The organism is Pseudomonas paracarnis (assembly GCF_904063055.1).
In the GTDB taxonomy this organism is placed as follows: Bacteria; Pseudomonadota; Gammaproteobacteria; order Pseudomonadales; family Pseudomonadaceae; genus Aquipseudomonas; species Aquipseudomonas paracarnis.
Genome location: NZ_CAJFCN010000002.1, coordinates 439,559 through 456,645, shown reverse-complemented (window position 1 = coordinate 456,645; position 17,087 = coordinate 439,559). Strand labels below are relative to the sequence as shown.

General features: G+C 60.8%; 18 protein-coding genes and 1 pseudogene. 4 read left to right on the top strand and 15 right to left on the bottom strand.

All coding sequences use genetic code 11. The features are described 5' to 3' along the window. The 4 genes from JMV15_RS06755 to exbB form a co-directional block, all read right to left on the bottom strand. Positions 1 to 921, bottom strand: coding sequence for a hydrogen peroxide-inducible genes activator (locus tag JMV15_RS06755; RefSeq protein ID WP_003195523.1), 921 nt, complete (start codon positions 919 to 921; stop codon positions 1 to 3). A gap of 156 nt (positions 922 to 1,077) precedes the next feature. Beyond that, positions 1,078 to 1,824, bottom strand: a complete 747-nt coding sequence (locus tag JMV15_RS06750) for an energy transducer TonB family protein (RefSeq protein WP_003195521.1) — start codon at positions 1,822 to 1,824, stop codon at positions 1,078 to 1,080. Next, positions 1,821 to 2,246, bottom strand: coding sequence for a TonB system transport protein ExbD (gene exbD, locus JMV15_RS06745; protein ID WP_003195519.1), 426 nt, complete (start codon positions 2,244 to 2,246; stop codon positions 1,821 to 1,823). Before exbD ends, JMV15_RS06750 begins: the two co-directional genes overlap by 4 nt. Before the next feature lie 6 nt (positions 2,247 to 2,252). Further along, complete coding sequence (gene exbB / locus JMV15_RS06740) at positions 2,253 to 3,236, bottom strand: tonB-system energizer ExbB (protein ID WP_032873316.1); 984 nt, start codon at positions 3,234 to 3,236, stop codon at positions 2,253 to 2,255. Positions 3,237 to 3,424: 188 nt separating this feature from the next. Here exbB and JMV15_RS06735 point away from each other — a divergent pair, with 188 nt between their 5' ends. Then, on the top strand, positions 3,425 to 4,276 hold the full coding sequence (locus tag JMV15_RS06735) for an SDR family oxidoreductase (protein ID WP_014720486.1): 852 nt from the start codon (positions 3,425 to 3,427) through the stop codon (positions 4,274 to 4,276). Positions 4,277 to 4,401: 125 nt separating this feature from the next. On the opposite strand, the gene JMV15_RS06730 is transcribed toward JMV15_RS06735, so the two are convergent. From JMV15_RS06730 to JMV15_RS06705, 6 genes are all read right to left on the bottom strand, one after another. Continuing rightward, positions 4,402 to 5,142: a hypothetical protein gene (locus tag JMV15_RS06730; RefSeq protein WP_201491324.1), complete on the bottom strand. Its 741-nt coding sequence runs from the start codon at positions 5,140 to 5,142 to the stop codon at positions 4,402 to 4,404. A gap of 56 nt (positions 5,143 to 5,198) precedes the next feature. Beyond that, a complete protein-coding gene (locus JMV15_RS06725) occupies positions 5,199 to 5,579 on the bottom strand; it encodes a RidA family protein (protein ID WP_003176922.1) in 381 nt (126 codons plus the stop codon). Positions 5,580 to 5,603: 24 nt separating this feature from the next. Continuing rightward, positions 5,604 to 7,709, bottom strand: coding sequence for a bifunctional GTP diphosphokinase/guanosine-3',5'-bis pyrophosphate 3'-pyrophosphohydrolase (gene spoT, locus JMV15_RS06720; protein ID WP_003195510.1), 2,106 nt, complete (start codon positions 7,707 to 7,709; stop codon positions 5,604 to 5,606). A gap of 60 nt (positions 7,710 to 7,769) precedes the next feature. After that, positions 7,770 to 8,033, bottom strand: coding sequence for a DNA-directed RNA polymerase subunit omega (gene rpoZ, locus JMV15_RS06715; protein WP_003195508.1), 264 nt, complete (start codon positions 8,031 to 8,033; stop codon positions 7,770 to 7,772). A 167-nt stretch (positions 8,034 to 8,200) separates the two neighbouring features. After that, entirely contained in the window at positions 8,201 to 8,821 is a 621-nt protein-coding gene (gmk, locus tag JMV15_RS06710; RefSeq protein ID WP_019818119.1) for a guanylate kinase, read from the bottom strand. Positions 8,822 to 8,831: 10 nt separating this feature from the next. Continuing rightward, positions 8,832 to 9,695, bottom strand: a complete 864-nt coding sequence (locus JMV15_RS06705) for a YicC/YloC family endoribonuclease (protein WP_014720484.1) — start codon at positions 9,693 to 9,695, stop codon at positions 8,832 to 8,834. Between the two features lie 286 nt (positions 9,696 to 9,981). Here JMV15_RS06705 and rph point away from each other — a divergent pair, with 286 nt between their 5' ends. Both rph and JMV15_RS06695 read left to right on the top strand, forming a co-directional pair. Next, on the top strand, positions 9,982 to 10,704 hold the full coding sequence (rph, locus tag JMV15_RS06700; protein ID WP_003195497.1) for a ribonuclease PH: 723 nt from the start codon (positions 9,982 to 9,984) through the stop codon (positions 10,702 to 10,704). A gap of 22 nt (positions 10,705 to 10,726) precedes the next feature. Then, on the top strand, positions 10,727 to 11,095 hold the full coding sequence (locus tag JMV15_RS06695) for a DUF4870 domain-containing protein (protein ID WP_003195495.1): 369 nt from the start codon (positions 10,727 to 10,729) through the stop codon (positions 11,093 to 11,095). 59 nt (positions 11,096 to 11,154) lie between these two features. On the opposite strand, the gene JMV15_RS06690 is transcribed toward JMV15_RS06695, so the two are convergent. Further along, positions 11,155 to 11,934, bottom strand: coding sequence for an exodeoxyribonuclease III (locus JMV15_RS06690; RefSeq protein WP_003195493.1), 780 nt, complete (start codon positions 11,932 to 11,934; stop codon positions 11,155 to 11,157). A gap of 82 nt (positions 11,935 to 12,016) precedes the next feature. Here JMV15_RS06690 and pyrE point away from each other — a divergent pair, with 82 nt between their 5' ends. Then, positions 12,017 to 12,661 carry an orotate phosphoribosyltransferase gene (gene pyrE, locus JMV15_RS06685; protein ID WP_014720483.1) on the top strand — a complete coding sequence of 215 codons (645 nt, stop codon included), beginning with the start codon at positions 12,017 to 12,019 and terminating at the stop codon, positions 12,659 to 12,661. A 166-nt stretch (positions 12,662 to 12,827) separates the two neighbouring features. On the opposite strand, the gene argB is transcribed toward pyrE, so the two are convergent. From argB to coaBC, 4 genes and pseudogenes are all read right to left on the bottom strand, one after another. After that, the gene (gene argB / locus JMV15_RS06680) at positions 12,828 to 13,733 is read right to left on the bottom strand and encodes an acetylglutamate kinase (protein ID WP_003213275.1); all 906 of its coding nucleotides are present in this window, start codon (positions 13,731 to 13,733) and stop codon (positions 12,828 to 12,830) included. A gap of 20 nt (positions 13,734 to 13,753) precedes the next feature. Next, positions 13,754 to 15,160: pseudogene (locus JMV15_RS06675) on the bottom strand (phosphomannomutase/phosphoglucomutase); the annotation flags it as partial. Between the two features lie 254 nt (positions 15,161 to 15,414). Next, complete coding sequence (gene dut, locus JMV15_RS06670; protein ID WP_014720481.1) at positions 15,415 to 15,870, bottom strand: dUTP diphosphatase; 456 nt, start codon at positions 15,868 to 15,870, stop codon at positions 15,415 to 15,417. 5 nt (positions 15,871 to 15,875) lie between these two features. Next, the gene (gene coaBC / locus JMV15_RS06665; protein WP_003195481.1) at positions 15,876 to 17,084 is read right to left on the bottom strand and encodes a bifunctional phosphopantothenoylcysteine decarboxylase/phosphopantothenate--cysteine ligase CoaBC; all 1,209 of its coding nucleotides are present in this window, start codon (positions 17,082 to 17,084) and stop codon (positions 15,876 to 15,878) included. Between the last annotated feature and the right edge of the window lie 3 nt (positions 17,085 to 17,087).

Here is a 17,087-nt window from a genome sequence, read left to right as displayed (position 1 = left end):
TTAGCTCGCAACGGGCGGCTTGGCCACCGAACACAGACGGATCGAGTCCGCGAGGATCTCAATCGCTTTGGGGCGCGGGAAGCTGGCGCGCCAGGCAATCGCCACGGTACGGAACGGCACCGGCGGCGTGAGTGGGCGAACTTCGATCACGCCCTGGGCGTAGTGATGGCTGTCTACCGCAGACAGCGGCAGGATCGAAATGCCCAGGCCGGAAGCGACCATATGGCGAATGGTTTCCAGGGAGCTGGATTCCACCGTGGTGTGCTTGGCGCCGTCGTTGCCCTTGGTCAGGGTCGGGCAGGCTTCCAGCACCTGGTCGCGGAAGCAGTGGCCTTCACCGAGCAGCAGCAGGCTCTTGTCGTTGAGCAGGCCGGCGTCGATGGTGTCCTTCTTGGTCCACGGGTGAGAGGCTGGCATCAGCACATAGAACGGCTCGTCGTAGAGCGGCAGGGTCAGCACGTCCGCTTCGTTGAAGGGCAGGGCGATGATGATCGCGTCCAGCTCGCCGTTGCGCAGTTTGTCGCGCAGCACGTGGGTGAAGTTTTCTTCGATATACAGCGGCATCTGCGGCGCGACGCGATGCAGTTGCGGGATCAGGTGCGGGAACAGGTAGGGGCCGACCGTATAGATCGCGCCGACCTTGAGCGGCGCGGTCAGCTGGTTCTTGCCGGCCTGGGCCAATTCGCGAATGCTTTGCGCCTGTTCCAGGACCTTCTGCGCCTGGGCAACGATGCCTTCGCCCACCGGGGTGAGGCGAACGGCGCTCTTGCTGCGCTCGAAAATCAGCACACCGAGTTCGTCTTCAAGCTTTTTCACACCCACCGACAGCGTCGGCTGGCTGACGTGGCAACGCTCGGCTGCATGGCCGAAGTGCTGTTCTTGGGCGAGGGTCACGATGTAGCGTAATTCTGTGAGAGTCATAGCGGGCGTCCATGAGGTTGCGGGCCAAGCATACCGGCTGCAATCGATAGACGCACGTTATCAGAACTTTGCTGGGGATTGAGTGGGGAGTGTCGGAATTTTGCTGAGGTAATAAAGCGAATGTGGGAGGGCACCAGTCCCTCCCACAGTGCTCTGTCAGCGGCGACGCTTGTCGATGTTGTAGACGAACGGCGCGACCAGTTCGACGCTGCCGTTTTTCAACAGGTCTGCCGGTGGCTTGGGTAGCGGCTGAGCCTTGCGGATCATCTCAAGCGTTGCACGGTCCAGGTCGGCGTTGCCGGAGCGGCCTTCCAGTTCGTAGGACAGCACATTGCCTTCGCCATCGACCACGAAGCGCAAGCGGTTCATACCTTCCTTGCCACTGCGTTGGGCGCCGGGCGGGTACTTCTTGTATTTCTGCAGGTGCGCCAGCAACGTGCTTTGCCAGGATGCCTGGGCGGCCAGCTGCTGTGCGGACGGGCCCGGTGTAGGCTGGGCGGACTTCTGCGCAGGTGCGTTGCTCGGCGGCGTTTCGCTCGGTGGCTCCTCGGAAGGTTTCTCCTTGGGCGGCTCGGGCTTCTTCTCCACCGGCTTTGGCGGTTGTGGCTTAGGCTTGGGCTTGACCGGCTTGGGCACCTGGATCGTTGGCTTGGGCGCCTCGGCCAGCTTCGGCAGGGGCAGCTCTTCGACCGGTGGTGGCGGCGGCGCAACGACCTTGGGCGGTGCTGGAGGCGGCGGTGGCGCTGGCAGCGGCGCCAGGTCGATGACCATGGCGGCGGGTGGCAGCTGGATCGCCTGCGGCGCGGACCATTGGAGCGCGATGATGATCGCGACGGCATGCACGCCCAGCACGACGGCGAGGCTGGTGCCATAACGCGTCAGTTTGTGGCGCGTCGTGATCATTTCTTGGCTGCCGTCTCAAGTCCGACCAGGCCTACCTTGAGGTAGCCGGCTGCCCGCAGGGCATCCATCACGCTCATCAGGTCGCCATAGTCCACGCCTTTGTCGGCCTGGAAGAAGATCGTCGTGTCTTTCTTGCCTTGGGTCTTGGCATCCAGCACCGGCCCCAGGGTTTCAGCCTTGACCTCTTCTTCGCCCAGGAACAGGCGTTGGTCCGCCTTGACGCTGAGGAATATCGGTTTCTCTGGCCGCGGCGCCGGCTTGGCGCTGGACGCGGGCAGGTCCACTTTGATGTCCACGGTCGCCAGCGGTGCCGCCACCATGAAGATGATCAGCAGCACCAGCATCACGTCGATAAACGGCGTGACGTTGATTTCGTGGTTCTCGACGAGTTCGTCGTCGCCTTGATTCAAATGCAGGCCCATGGCCGATTACCCCACTTTCACCATGTGCGGTTGCGAGCTGCGCTCGGTAGGCAGGTGATCGAGGTCACGGCTGACCAGCAACAGGACTTCAGCCGATGCATCCGATACCTGAGCCTTGTAGCCGGCAATCGAACGGGCGAAGACGTTGTAGATCACCACCGCAGGAATCGCGGCAACCAGGCCCAGGGCGGTCGCCAGCAGGGCTTCGGCGATGCCGGGGGCAACGACGGCGAGGTTGGTGGTCTGGGTTTTGGCGATGCCGATGAAGCTGTTCATGATGCCCCACACGGTACCGAACAGGCCGACGAAGGGCGCGGTGGAACCGATGGTGGCGAGTACGCCGGTGCCGCTGCTCATGTTGCGGCCACAGGCGGCAACCAGGCGCTCCAGGCGGAAGCTGACGCGTTCCTTGATGCCTTCTTTTTCGCGAGTGTTGGCCGACAGGCGCATTTCTTCCAGCGCGTCGTGCACCAGCAGGTTGGCCAGGGTGCCCTTCTTGGTCGCGGTTTCGCTCGCTTCCTTGAGGGTGGTGGCTTTTTTCAGGTGGACGATTTCAGCACGCAGACGACGCTTGGCGCCCAACAGCTCGAAGCCTTTGGCAATCCAGATGGTCCAGGTGATGATCGAGGCGATGGCCAGGCCGATCATGACGGCTTTCACCACCACGTCAGCATTCTGGTACATGCCCCATGGCGACAAGTCGTGGGCCATGCCCAGGGTGTTGTCTTCCTCAAGCACCACGCCGGTTTCGTCGGCAGGTGCGGCGGCGCCGGCGGCCTGGGCCGGGTCGGTGGCCACTGGCGCGACGGCAGGCGTTGCCGCAGTAGCGGCATTTTGCTCGGCAGCTGCCGGAGCGGCGGGGGCAGTGGCGTCAGCGAATGCGGCGGTCGGTGCCAGCAATACGCTGAACAGCATCGCAGCAATCGCACGCCAGGCGCGGGAGGGGCTGTGAAGCTTGGTTGGCGAAGCGGGGTTTGTATGACGTGTCATGCTGGCCGGACCTGAGAGAAAAAATGGGTGATCGTCCTTCCAGACCATTTCGGGTCGAGGACAAATGGGCGGTTATTATTGCAAGTAATTCTTGTTAACTAAAGTGGCACTGTTACTTTATTTCGCTTTTTACTGGCCGTTGATCCACTCGCGCGGCTAATCTGCGCCTTTGAGAATGGAGTTTTGTGATGTCTGTGCCTTCTGTTGTGATTGCCGGTTGCGGTGATGTGGGTAGTCGGCTGGCTAGCCAATTGCTGGCCTCGGAATGGGAGGTTCACGGCCTGCGCCGCGATATTTCGCGCCTGCCCGACGGGGTGATCGGCATCGCCGGCGACCTGTTCAAAAAGGACTGCCCTGACACCTGGCCCATCGGCGGGGTGGATTACCTGGTGTACTGCGCCGCTGCCACTGACCACGACGAAGCCGGCTATCGCGCCGCCTACGTGCAAGGGTTGCTGCATGTGCTGGAGTGGCTGGAAGACTACGGCCAGACGCCCAAGCATTTGCTGTTTGTCTCCAGCAGCAGTGTGTATGGGCAGCAAAACGGCGAGTGGGTCGACGAAACGTCCGAGACGCAAGCGAAGGGCTATTCCGGGCAGGTGATGCTGGAGGCTGAACAGGTGGCGCTCAACAGCGGTATTCCAGCGACCATCGTGCGACTGACCGGGATTTACGGCCCGGGTCGTGAATGGCTGCTCACTCAGGTTCGCCAAGGCTATCGCGTAGCGGTTGACCCGCCGTTGTATGGCAACCGTATCCACGCCGATGACGCCGCGGGCCTGCTCGCCTTTTTGCTGCGGCATGTGGAAAAGGGCGGTTCGCTGGACAAGGTCTACATCGGCGTTGACGATGCGCCGGCACCACTGGCCGAGGTGGTGGCCTGGTTGCGCGAGTACCTGGGTGTGACCGAGTGGGCTGAAGATGCAAGTGTGCGCCGTGCTGGCAGCAAACAATGCAGTAATGCGCGTATCAAGGCGCTTGGCTGGATGCCGACATACCCGACTTACCGGGAAGGCTATGCGGCGATTCTGAAAGGCTGAAGCGCGCAAAAAATGTGGGAGCTGGCTTGCCTGCGATAGCGGTATATCAATCACATCTTTGTTGGATGTAATACCGTCATCGCAGGCAAGCCAGCTCCCACATTTGGATTTGGGTGAGGCTTTTATTACTTTTCAAGCAACCATTGGCGAGGGCCTGGCGTAAACGAAGGCACTTCATCGGCCTGTGCGGTATTGATCGCCTGGAAGATCTCCAGTTGCTCACCCTTGCGCGCGAAGATCCAAGGGTTGCCCTGGCCGTTCAGTTGCAGCCAGATGCTGTCATAGCCGCCGCTCATGGAGGCGCAATCGCCTGCCAGGCAGAGTGAATAACGATCAACCCCCAGTAGGCCGGCGACCTTGCCGTCTGCCTGGAACTGCACCGTGGCGCCGCTGCCGGTGCCGTCGCTGATCTTCCAGTCGCCGCCCATATAGGCCGCGTACAGCGCGCGTTCGAAATTGGCGCCCAGTGGCGCGCCTTCTGGGGCCGGGTCTTTGGCGCGGGCAAACAGCTGCTCGGGCTCGTTGTCGTTGGCCACTTGCAGCAGTTGCTTGCCTTTGCGCTTGAGTTCAGTGGCAGAGCTGCCATAGAAATCCACGTTCCATGCGCCGGGCTCTTCACCCGACAACTTGCCTTCCGCCACTTCAAAACCGTTGTAGTAGCGGGCCTGCAAGGCCTTGGTGTTGACCTCCCACTCAAGGTTGGGGCCATAAGACTGCAGGGCTTCACGCAAAGGGCCGCCCTTGGCCGCCGCGTCGATGGCGGCCTGGTTGATCCAGGTACCGCTTACATCCAGGTCGGCGGGGTTACTGGCACAGCCACCGAGCAACAGGGCGAGCAACGAAGAGGCTACAAGCGCTTTGCGCATTACGAAATCCTTCTGAAACGAAGTCGGCGCAGCCTTTTGGGGCTGCGCCGGGTGTTTTACTCGATGACCAGAATGGCGTCCATCTCAACCTGTGCACCCTTTGGCAGGGCGGCCACGCCGATGGCGGCGCGGGCTGGGTAAGGTTGTTCGAAGTACTTGCCCATGATCTCGTTGACCTTGGCGAAGTGGCTGAGGTCGGTGAGGAAGATGTTCAGCTTGACGATGTCCTTGAACGAACCACCGGCAGCTTCAGCCACGGACTTGAGGTTTTCAAAGACCTGTACGGTCTGGGCTTCGAAGCCTTCAACCAGTTCCATGGTCTTTGGGTCCAGCGGGATCTGGCCGGACATGTAGACGGTGTTGCCCGCCTTGATCGCCTGGGAATAAGTGCCGATGGCGGCTGGAGCTTTATCGCTGGTGATAACTGTCTTGGTCATGAATGACTCCTTGTAATGGATCGGTTATGCACGCATGCGGGTGATGCGGATCACACCGGTCAAGGCGCGCAACTTTTTGATCACGCGGGCCAGGTGCACACGGTCGTGCACGCTGACCACCAGTTGGACCACGCTGATGCGACCATCGCGTTCGTCCATGCTGATTTTCTCGATATTGCCGTCGGCGGCGTTGACGCTGCTGGCCAGCAGGGCGATGAGGCCGCGCTGGTGTTCCAGCTCAACCCGCAGCTCGACGTTGAATTCGCCGGTGACATCCTTGGCCCACGAGAGCTGGATGCATTTTTCCGGGTTGTGGCGGATTTCGGTGATGTTGCGGCAGTTGTCCAGGTGCACCACCATGCCTTTGCCGGCGGACAAGTGGCCGACAATCGGGTCACCCGGGATCGGCGTGCAACATTTGGCGTAGCTGAGCACCAGGCCCTCGGTGCCGCGAATTGCCAGCGGGCCTTCAGGGCTCGGCAACTGTTCACCTTCGCCTAACAGGCGGCGCGCAACCACGTAGGCCATGCGGTTGCCCAGGCCGATATCTTCCAACAGGTCTTCGATGGTTTCCTGGCGGTACTCATGGAGCATCGCTTGCACGCGCTCTTGCGGGATCTTGTCCAGGGCGCTGTCGAAGCCGTTGAGTACCTTGTTCAGCAGGCGTTCGCCCAGGCTGATGGATTCGGAGCGGCGCTGCAATTTCAGCGCGTGGCGAATATGCGTACGTGCCTTGCCGGTGACCACAAAGTTGAGCCAGGCCGGGTTGGGGCGAGCGCCCGGTGCGCTGACGATCTCCACCGTGGAACCGCTTTGCAGTGGTTCGGACAGCGGGGCCAGGCGCCGGTTGATGCGACAGGCGATGCAGCTGTTGCCGACATCGGTGTGCACTGCGTAGGCAAAATCGACCGCCGTGGAGCCTTTGGGCAGCTCCATGATCCGGCCTTTGGGCGTGAACACGTAGACCTCGTCCGGGAACAGGTCGATCTTCACGCTTTCGATAAATTCCAGGGAGTTGCCGGCACGTTGCTGCATTTCCAGCACGCCCTTGACCCATTGGCGCGCGCGAGCATGGGTGCCTTTGGGCTGCTCGTCGCCGCTGGACTTGTACAGCCAGTGGGCGGCAATGCCGTTGTTGGCCATTTCTTCCATTTCGCGGGTGCGGATCTGGATCTCGATCGGCACGCCGTGCATGCCAAACAGGGTGGTATGCAGCGACTGGTAGCCGTTGGCCTTGGGAATTGCGATGTAGTCCTTGAAGCGGCCCGGCAGCGGCTTGTACAAATTATGTACAGCGCCCAGCACGCGGTAGCAGGTATCGACCTTGTCGACGATAATCCGGAACGCGTACACGTCCATGATCTCGTTGAAGGCCCGGCGCTTGCCGCGCATCTTCTTGTAGATGCCGTAAATGTGCTTTTGCCGACCGCTGACCTCGCCCTCGATCTCGTCGATCGCCAGGCAATGGCTCAGGGACTCTTCGATCTTGTTGACGATTTCCTTGCGATTGCCCCGTGCGCGCTTGACCGCCTGGTAGATGCGCGCCGAACGCATGGGGTGCATGGCTTTAAAGCCGAGGTCTTCGAATTCGATACGAATGGCGTGCATGCCCAGCCGGTTGGCGATGGGCGCATAGATTTCCAGGGTTTCCTTGGCGATGCGTCGGCGCTTTTCGCCGGACAGCACTTCCAGCGTGCGCATGTTGTGCAGCCGGTCGGCCAGCTTGACCAGGATCACCCGAATGTCTCGGGCCATGGCCATGGCCATCTTCTGGAAGTTTTCCGCCTGGGCTTCGGCCTTGGTCTCGAAGTTCATCTGGGTCAGCTTGCTGACCCCATCGACCAGTTCGGCCACGGTTTCGCCAAATTGCGCACTGAGCGCTTCCTTGGCAATGCCGGTGTCTTCGATCACGTCATGCAGCATCGCGGCCATAAGGCTCTGATGGTCCATGTGCATGTCGGCAAGAATATTGGCCACCGCAAGAGGATGGGTGACATACGCCTCGCCACTGCGGCGGCGCTGGCCGTCGTGGGCTTGTTCGGCATAGAAATACGCTCGGCGAACCAGGTTGACCTGGTCGGCGCCGAGGTAGGCCGATAAGCGATCGGCGAGGGCGTCTATGCTCGGCAAAGTGTGAACTCCTGCCGATGGCTGTGACCCCGCGCCGTGCTACGTCGACCAGGCATAGGCTTAGACGTCCTCGTTGGACTCGCCTTCGAACGCTGCAAACAGCGGTTCGTCTTCAACGATTTCGGCGTTGGCGATGAACTCGTAGCTCATCAGGCCTTCAGCGATTTCACGCAGGGCTACAACGGTAGGCTTGTCGTTTTCCCACTGGACCAGGGGCTCTTTGCCGCCAGTGGCCAGTTGACGGGCACGCTTGGTAGAGAGCATGACCAGCTCAAAGCGGTTATCCACGTGTTCTAGGCAGTCTTCAACGGTTACGCGGGCCATGGTATTCCTCGGAGCGAATGCAAGATGCGCGCTGCCCGGTTGGGCGAGCGGACTGAGCAGTTTAAAAAATCACCAGCGTTTAGGGAAGCGCTGATTTTTCGCAGGCCTTCGCAAAACCGCTACAAGTGCCAATGTAAGGCCCTTGCAGCTGTTTTGGGAAGCGCCAATCAACCGAGCAATTCGGCGAGTAATTTGCCGAAACGCTGCTGTTGGCGCTTTTGCTGCAGTTGGTTGGCGCGGAAAATCGCCTTCAAATCGTCCAATGCGTGGGTGAAGTCGTCATTGATGATCAGGTAGTCGTAGTCGACGTAGTGGCTCATTTCGCTGACGGCCTCACGCATGCGACCTTCGATGATCTCGTCGCTGTCCTGGCCACGGTTGGTCAGACGCTGGTGCAGGGCTTGGAGCGAGGGCGGCAGGATGAAGATGGAGCGCGCCTTGGGCATCAGCTGGCGCACTTGCTCGGCGCCCTGCCAGTCGATCTCCAGAATCAGGTCGTGGCCTTCGTCCAGGGTCTGTTGCAGGTGGCTCTGCGAGGTGCCGTAGAGGTTGCCGAACACTTCGGCGCGCTCCAGGAAGTCACCGTGTTCGATCATCTTGACGAACTCGGTACGCTCGACGAAGTGATAGTGCACGCCGTCTACCTCGCCCGGGCGCATGGCGCGGGTGGTGTGCGAGACCGAAATGCGGATCTGCTCGTCAGCGTCGGTCAAGGCCTTGACCAGGCTGCTCTTGCCCGCGCCCGAAGGGGCGGAAATGATGTAAAGGGTGCCGGTGCTGTGGGTCATGGAGGTTGCCTTACTCAATATTCTGTACTTGTTCGCGCATTTGCTCGATCAACACTTTGAGGTTGACCGCCGCCGTGGTGCTGCGCGGGTCGAACGCCTTGGAGCCCAGTGTATTGGCTTCGCGGTTGAGTTCCTGCATCAGGAAGTCCAGGCGCCGACCGGCGGCACCGCCCGACTTGAGTACGCGGCGCACTTCAAGGATATGGGTACTCAGGCGGTCGAGTTCTTCGGCCACGTCGCTCTTCTGTGCGAGCAGGACCATTTCCTGTTCCAGGCGCGTCGGGTCGAGGTCGGCCTTCATGTCGGTGAAGCGGTCGAGGACCTTCTGGCGCTGGGTGGCGAGCATCTGCGGTACCAGTTCACGCAGGGTCACTACGTCGGCTTCGATCGACGTCAGCCGCTCGCTGATCAGGCGCGCCAGTTCGGTGCCTTCGCGCTCACGGCCGGCCTTGAGTTCCTTCAGGCCCTGGTTGAACAGGGCGAGGGCTTCGGCATTCAGGGCCTGTGGGTCAGCCGCGTCGGCCACCAGCACGCCGGGCCAGGCCAATACTTCCAGAGGGTTCAATGCGGCCGGCTGCTTGATCAGGCCGGCGATGGTTTCGGCAGCGGCCACCAGTTGGGCGGCGCGGTCGCGGTCGACCTGCAGCGGCTTGCCGGTGGTTTCTTCGGTAAAGCGCAGGGTGCATTCCAGCTTGCCACGGGAAATGCCCTGGCGCAGCGCTTCACGCACGGCGCCTTCGAGGTCGCGGAACGACTCTGGCAGGCGCAGGTGCGGCTCCAGGTAACGGCTGTTGACCGAGCGCAGTTCCCAGCTGAGGGTGCCTTGGGTCCCGGCTTTTTCGACACGGGCGAAGGCGGTCATGCTGTGCACCATGGAGGTACCTCGCGTTGGATAAATAGAAATTGGCCAGGCCGACCTGTAGGAGCGAGCTTGCTCGCGAAGAACGCAAGGCGCCGCGCTGAATCAGGAAGCCCCCGTAATTGTTGGCGTTTTTCGCGAGCAAGCTCGCTCCTACAGTCTGGAGGCGCAGGATTGTAGCGCAGTGGGAGGTAGGCGCCCAAACCCGGGCATTGGTAACCGGATTTTTTAGAAGTGCCCCGAACCGGCTTGCGGCTCTATAATGCTCGGCAGTTTTTCGTCCTCAGTACAGGTATCCCCTATGAAACGTCCAAGTGGTCGCGCTGCCGATCAGCTCCGCTCGATCCGCATCACCCGCAACTACACCAAACACGCCGAGGGATCCGTACTGGTCGAGTTTGGCGATACCAAGGTCATCTGCACTGTCAGCGTCGAAAACGGCGTGCCGCGCTTCCTCAAGGGCCAGGGCCAGGGTTGGTTGACCGCTGAATACGGCATGCTGCCGCGCGCGACTGGCGAGCGTAACCAGCGTGAAGCCAGCCGTGGCAAGCAAGGCGGGCGTACCCTGGAAATCCAGCGCTTGATCGGCCGTTCCCTGCGTGCTGCCCTGGATATGTCCAAGCTGGGTGACGTGACCCTCTACGTCGACTGCGACGTGATCCAGGCAGATGGCGGCACCCGCACGGCGTCCATCACCGGCGCCATGGTGGCCCTGGTCGACGCACTGAAAGTGATCAAGAAGCGTGGCGGCCTGAAAGCGGGTGACCCGCTCAAGCAGATGATCGCCGCTGTGTCGGTTGGCATGTACCAGGGCGAGCCTGTGTTGGACCTGGACTACCTGGAAGACTCGGCCGCCGAGACCGACCTCAACGTGGTCATGACCAGCACCGGTGGTTTCATCGAAGTGCAGGGCACTGCCGAAGGCGCGCCATTCCAGCCGGCTGAGCTGAACGCCATGCTGGCCTTGGCCCAGAAAGGCATGACCGAAATCTTTGAATTGCAGAACGCCGCGCTGGCTGACTGAGCCGGCCCCAAGGAGAAGCGCCATGAATGACAGCCAGTTGCCGGTCCCGGCCCCGTCCAAGGAAGTACGCCAGTGGGCAATGTTGTGTCATTTTGCGGCATTCCTGGGGTTGGTATTCCCCTTCGGCAGCTTGCTGGGGCCGTTGATCCTGTGGCAATTCAAGAAGGACATGGACCCGCTCATCGATGACCAGGGCAAGGAGGCGCTGAATTTCCAGATCACCGTGGCGATCGCCTGGCTGGTGTGCCTCTTGTTGGGCTTCGTGGTTGTTGGCTTCTTGCTGATGACCGTGCTGGTGATCGGGGCGTTGATACTGACGATCATCGCCGGTATCAAGGCCAACAAAGGCATTGCCTATCGCTATCCGTGGACCTGGCGCCTGGTCAAGTAACCGAACGGCCACAAAAAAACCGACATCAGTGTCGGTTTTTTTGTGCCTGGAAAACGACCTCAGATGGTCAATGTCCAGTCGTAGTCCACGATCAGCGGCGCGTGCTGCGAGAAGCGCGGCTGGCGCGGCAGGCGTGCACTGCGTACGAACCGGCGCAGGCCTGGGGTCAGCAGCTGGTAGTCGAAACGCCAGCCCAGGTTGAGCATCTCAGCCTGTTCGTTATCTGGCCACCAGCTGTACTGGTCGCCTTCGCGGCTGACTTCGCGCAGGGCATCGACATAGCCCATGTTGCCGACAATCTCGTCCATCCAGGCGCGTTCCGGCGCCAGGAAGCCTGGGGATTGCTGGCTGTCGCGCCAGTTCTTGATATCCAGCTTCTGTTGCGCCACGTACAGCGAGCCACAATAAATGTACTCGCGACGTTTACGTCGCTGTTTATCCAAGTAACGGGCGAAATCGTCCATTAGCTTGAATTTCTGGTTCAAGTCTTCATCGCCGTTCTGCCCGGAAGGAAGCAGCAAGGTCGCGATGCTGACCTTGTCGAAATCGGCTTGCAGGTAACGCCCGTAGCGGTCGGCTGTCTCGAAGCCGAGGCCGCTGATGACCGCCTTGGGTTGCAACCGCGAGTACAAAGCCACGCCACCTTGGGTGGGCACTTCGGCATCGCAGGCATAAAGGAAGTAGCCATCCAGTTGGAAGGCTGGGTCGTCCAGTTCAAAGGCGGAGGCACGGGTGTCCTGCAGGCAGATGACGTCGGCATTCTGTGCTTGCAGCCAACTGAGCAAACCACGCTCGACTGCAGCCTGAATACCATTAACGTTCACACTGATGATCCGCATAAATGGCCCCAAAAATCGCGTGCGTGTATGATACACGCCGTCCACCCAATTAGCTAAATCCGTGGTATCTGAGGCTTTTTTCATGCAGGCGTATCAGCGCGATTTCATTCGTTTTGCCATCGATCGCGGCGTTTTACGCTTCGGTGAGTTCACCCTCAAGTCCGGGCGCACCAGCCCGTACTTCTTCAATGCGGGCCTGTTCAACTCAGGTTCGGCCCTGGCTCAGCTGGGCCGTTTCTATGCGGCAGCCATCGTTGAGAGCGGTATTTCCTTCGACGTACTCTTTGGCCCGGCCTACAAGGGTATTCCCCTGGCAGCGGCGACGGCGGTAGCGCTGGCGGAGCATCACGGGCAGGACTTGCCGTGGTGTTTCAACCGTAAGGAAGCCAAGGCCCATGGTGAAGGTGGCAGCCTGGTCGGCGCGCCATTGACCGGCGAGGTGCTGATCATCGATGACGTGATCACCGCGGGTACTGCTATCCGTGAAGTGATGCAGATCATCGCTTCCCAGGACGGCGCCAAGGCTGCCGGTGTACTGATCGCCTTGAACCGCCAGGAGCGCGGCAACGGTGAGTTGTCGGCGATCCAGGAAGTGGAGCGTGACTTCGGCATTCCGGTGGTGAGCATCGTGTCGTTGAACCAGGTGTTGCAGTTCCTGGAAGATGACCCGCAGCTCAAGCAGCATTTGCCGGCGGTGCGTGCCTACCGCGAGCAGTTCGGCGTCTGACACTGAATCCTGTGGGAGCGGGCTTGCCCGCGATAGCGGTGTGTCAGGCGGTGCATTTTAGAATGTACTGCCGTCATCGCAGGCAAGCCAGCGCCCACATTTGAACTGTGTACAAACAAAAAGCCCCGCTCAATTCGATTGAGCGGGGCTTTTTGCTTTGCAGCGGTTAAGGACGCTTGCGGTTACTGATCAGCGTGCCCACACCAGTATCGGTGAAGATTTCCAGCAGGATTGCATTTGGCACGCGGCCATCCAGGATCAGCGAGCTGCCGACGCCGCCCTGCACCGCTTCCAGTGCGCAACGGATCTTCGGCAACATGCCGCCGTAGATGGTGCCGTCGGCGATCAGGTCGTCTACCTGCTGGGTAGTCAAGCCGGTCAGTACCTTGCCTTCCTTGTCCATCAAGCCGGCGATGTTGGTCAGCAGCATCAGCTTTTCAGCCTTCAGTGCTTCCGCCACCTTACCGGCTACCAGATCGGCGTTGATGTTATAGGACTCGCCATTAGCACCCACGCCGATCGGCGCAATTACCGGGATGAAGTCGCCCTTGACCAGCAGGTTGAGCAAATCGGTGTTGATGCCGATGACTTCGCCCACCTGGCCGATGTCGATGATTTCCGGCTGGGTCATCTCCGGCGTCTTGCGGGTCACGGTCAGTTTCTTGGCGCGGATCAGTTCCGCATCCTTGCCGGTCAGGCCGATGGCGCTGCCGCCGTGGCGGTTGATCAGGTTGACGATGTCTTTGTTGACCTGGCCGCCGAGGACCATTTCCACCACGTCCATGGTTTGCGCGTCAGTGACGCGCATGCCATCGATGAAGTGACTCTCGATGGACAACCGCTTGAGCAGGTCGCCGATTTGCGGGCCGCCGCCGTGGACGACCACGGGGTTGATCCCTACGGCCTTCATCAGCACGATGTCGCGCGCAAAGCCGGTTTTCAGCTCATCGCTTTCCATGGCATTGCCGCCGTACTTGATCACCAGCGTCTTGCCGACGTAGCGTCGAATATAAGGCAACGCTTCGGACAGGACCTTGGCGGTGTTGGCAGCGGCTTCGCGTTCGAGGGTCATTCAGGGCTCCGGGCAAAAAATCAGAACGGTAATTGGAGATCAGGGGCAACACGTTTCAACTGGGCGTGGAACACGTCCTTGATGCGCTGCAACTCAGCCTCGGTATCCGCCTCGAAACGCAGGACCAGCACCGGTGTGGTGTTGGACGCGCGAACCAGGCCCCAGCCTTTGGCGTAATCGACTCGCACACCATCAATGGTGGTCAGGTTGGCGCCTTCACCCCATTGCGCATCGTGCAATGCGTCAATGATGCTGAATTTGCTCTCCTCGGTCACATGGATATTGATTTCTGGCGTAGAAATATCATTCGGGAAGGTCTGAAACAGCTCTTCGGCCGTGGATTTCTCCTTGCTGAGGATCTCCAGCAGGCGAGCGGCGCTGTAAATACCATCATCAAACCCGAACCAGCGCTCCTTGAAGAACACGTGGCCGCTCATTTCACCGGCCAACAGCGCGCCGGTTTCCTTCATTTTCTTTTTGATCAACGAGTGACCGGTCTTCCACATTAGCGGGCGACCGCCGTACTCCTTGATCAATGGCGTCAGGCGACGCGTGCATTTCACGTCGAAGATGATCTCGGCGTTGGCATTGCGCGCAACCACGTCGCGGGCAAACAGCATCAACAGGCGGTCCGGGAACACGATCTCGCCGGTTTCGGTCACCACGCCCACACGGTCCCCGTCGCCATCGAAGGCCAGGCCGACGTCGGCGCCCACTTCCTTGACCTTGGCGATCAGGTCCACCAGGTTTTCCGGCTTGCCTGGGTCTGGGTGATGGTTGGGGAAGTTGCCGTCCACTTCGCAGAACAGTGGGATCACTTCGCAGTTCAGGGCTTCGAGCAATTGCGGGGCAATCACACCCGCTGCGCCGTTGCCGCAGTCCACCACGACTTTCAAGCGGCGGGCGAGCTTGACGTCGCGAGTGATTTCATCGGAGTAGCGCTGGAGGATATCGACCTTGGTGATGCTGCCGGTGCCGCTGGTCAAGTCGTTGGTCTTCAGGCGGGTGTGCAGGGCCTGGATCTGTTCATTGGCGAGGGTGTCGCCAGCGATGACGATCTTGAAGCCGTTGTAATCCGACGGATTGTGGCTGCCGGTGAGCATGACCCCGGATTTGCCCGCCAGTACGTTGGCGGCGTAGTACAGCGCGGGGGTTGGCACCAGGCCGACGTCGCTGACATGGCAGCCGCTGTCAGCCAGGCCCTGGATCAGTTGCTCGACCAGCTCCGGGCCAGACAAGCGGCCGTCACGGCCTACCGAGACGTTGGGTTCGCCTTGGGCCAGACTCTGGGAGCCGATGGCGCGGCCGATCCAGTAGGCGGTTTCGGCGGTCAGGGTCTTGGGGACCACACCACGGATGTCATAGGCGCGAAAAATGCTGTCGGGAAAGGTCGGGGCTACGCGGGCTGCGGTACTCATCGCGGGGGAAACTCCATCTGAAAGGGGGCAAGGCGGGCCTGATGTGGCTGGCCGGCAGGCTCAAACTGAAGGGTATGACGGCGTTTTCGGCAGAGAGTTCGTGGTGTAAAAATGCCATCGGCGCTTCGGCGCTAGCATTATTTTTACGTAGTCCTTTGATTTCATTAGAGAAATCTCGATGATTATTTCCGCGCATTCTTCATCCTGAAAAGCCGGGCGGTGGCGCGTGGCCGGACGATTGCATCCGGCCACGTTCAGCTTAGTCAGTGACTGCCGGAATGCCCAAAACCGCCTGCGCCGCGTTGGGTTTCATCGAATTCCTGCACCAATTCAAAATGCGCCTGCACCACCGGCACCAATACCAGTTGGGCGATGCGCTCGCCGACGGCGATGTTGAAAGCAGTCTGGCCACGGTTCCAGCACGACACCATCAACTCGCCCTGGTAGTCGGAGTCGATCAGGCCGACCAAGTTGCCGAGCACGATGCCATGTTTGTGACCCAGGCCGGAGCGCGGCAGGATCAGCGCCGCCAAGCCAGGATCGCCGACATAGATCGACAGGCCAGTGGGAATCAGGATGGTTTGGCCCGGCTCAAGGACGGTGTCCTCCTTGAGCATGGCGCGCAGGTCCAGGCCGGCGGAACCCGGCGTGGCGTACGCCGGCAGAGGGAATTCGTTGCCGAGGCGTGGGTCGAGAATCTTGGCTTGCAAAGCGTGCATGGACATTAAACCTGGTTCAGCCGTTGGGCGATAAAAGAGATCAGTTGGCGGGCAATCTTGCCCTTGCTGGTCTGGGCGAAAAGGGTGGCGTGCAGTTCGCGGTCGATCACGCTGCACGCATTTTCCTCGCTGTTGAAGCCGATGCTCGGGTTGGCGACATCATTGGCAACGATCAGGTCGAGGTTTTTGTCTTTCAGTTTGCGTGCGGCGTAGTCCAGCAGGTGCTCGGTCTCGGCAGCGAAACCGACGCTGAACGGACGGTCTGGACGGGTTGCGATGGTGGCCAGGATGTCCGGGTTACGCACCATTTGCAGGAGCAGGCCGTCGCCGCTCGTAGGGTCTTTCTTGAGCTTCTGCGGGGCCACGACCTCCGGGCGGTAATCCGCAACCGCTGCCGAGGCGATAAACAGGTCGCAGGGAATGGCGGCTTCGCAGGCCGCCAACATGTCCCGGGCGCTGACTACGTCGATCCGCGTGACGCGATCAGGGGTGGGCAGATGCACGGGACCTGTGATCAGTGTGACCCGTGCGCCTGCCTCGACCGCGGCTTCTGCCAACGCGAAGCCCATTTTTCCTGAGCTATGGTTGGTGATGTAGCGGACCGGGTCGATGTTTTCCTGGGTTGGGCCAGCGGTGATCAGCACGTGCTTGCCGGTCAGGGCCAGGTGCTGGAAGCACTCGGCGGCGCATTGTGCGAGGTCCGTGGCTTCGAGCATGCGGCCCAGGCCGACGTCGCCGCAGGCTTGGCTGCCGGATGCCGGGCCGAACACCTTGAGGCCGCGGGTTTGCAGGAGTTGGGTATTGGCTTGGGTGGCCGGGTCGCGCCACATGGCCTGGTTCATGGCCGGAGCGATAGCGACGGTGGCGTCGGTGGCCAATACCAGGGTGGTGAGCAGGTCATCGGCAATGCCCTGGGCCAGGCGGGCGATCAGGTCGGCAGTGGCCGGGGCGATCAGCACCAGGTCGGCCCATTTGGCCAGTTCGATATGGCCCATGGCGGCTTCTGCGGCCGGGTCCAGCAGGTCGAGGTGAACCGGGTGGCCGGACAGGGCTTGCATGGTCAGCGGGGTGATGAACTCACTGCCACCACGGGTCATGACCACGCGCACTTCGGCGCCCTGGTCCAGGAGCCTGCGAACCAACTCTGCGCTCTTGTAGGCGGCAATGCCGCCGCCGACGCCGAGAACGATGCGTTTCCGATACAGACGCTGCATTGG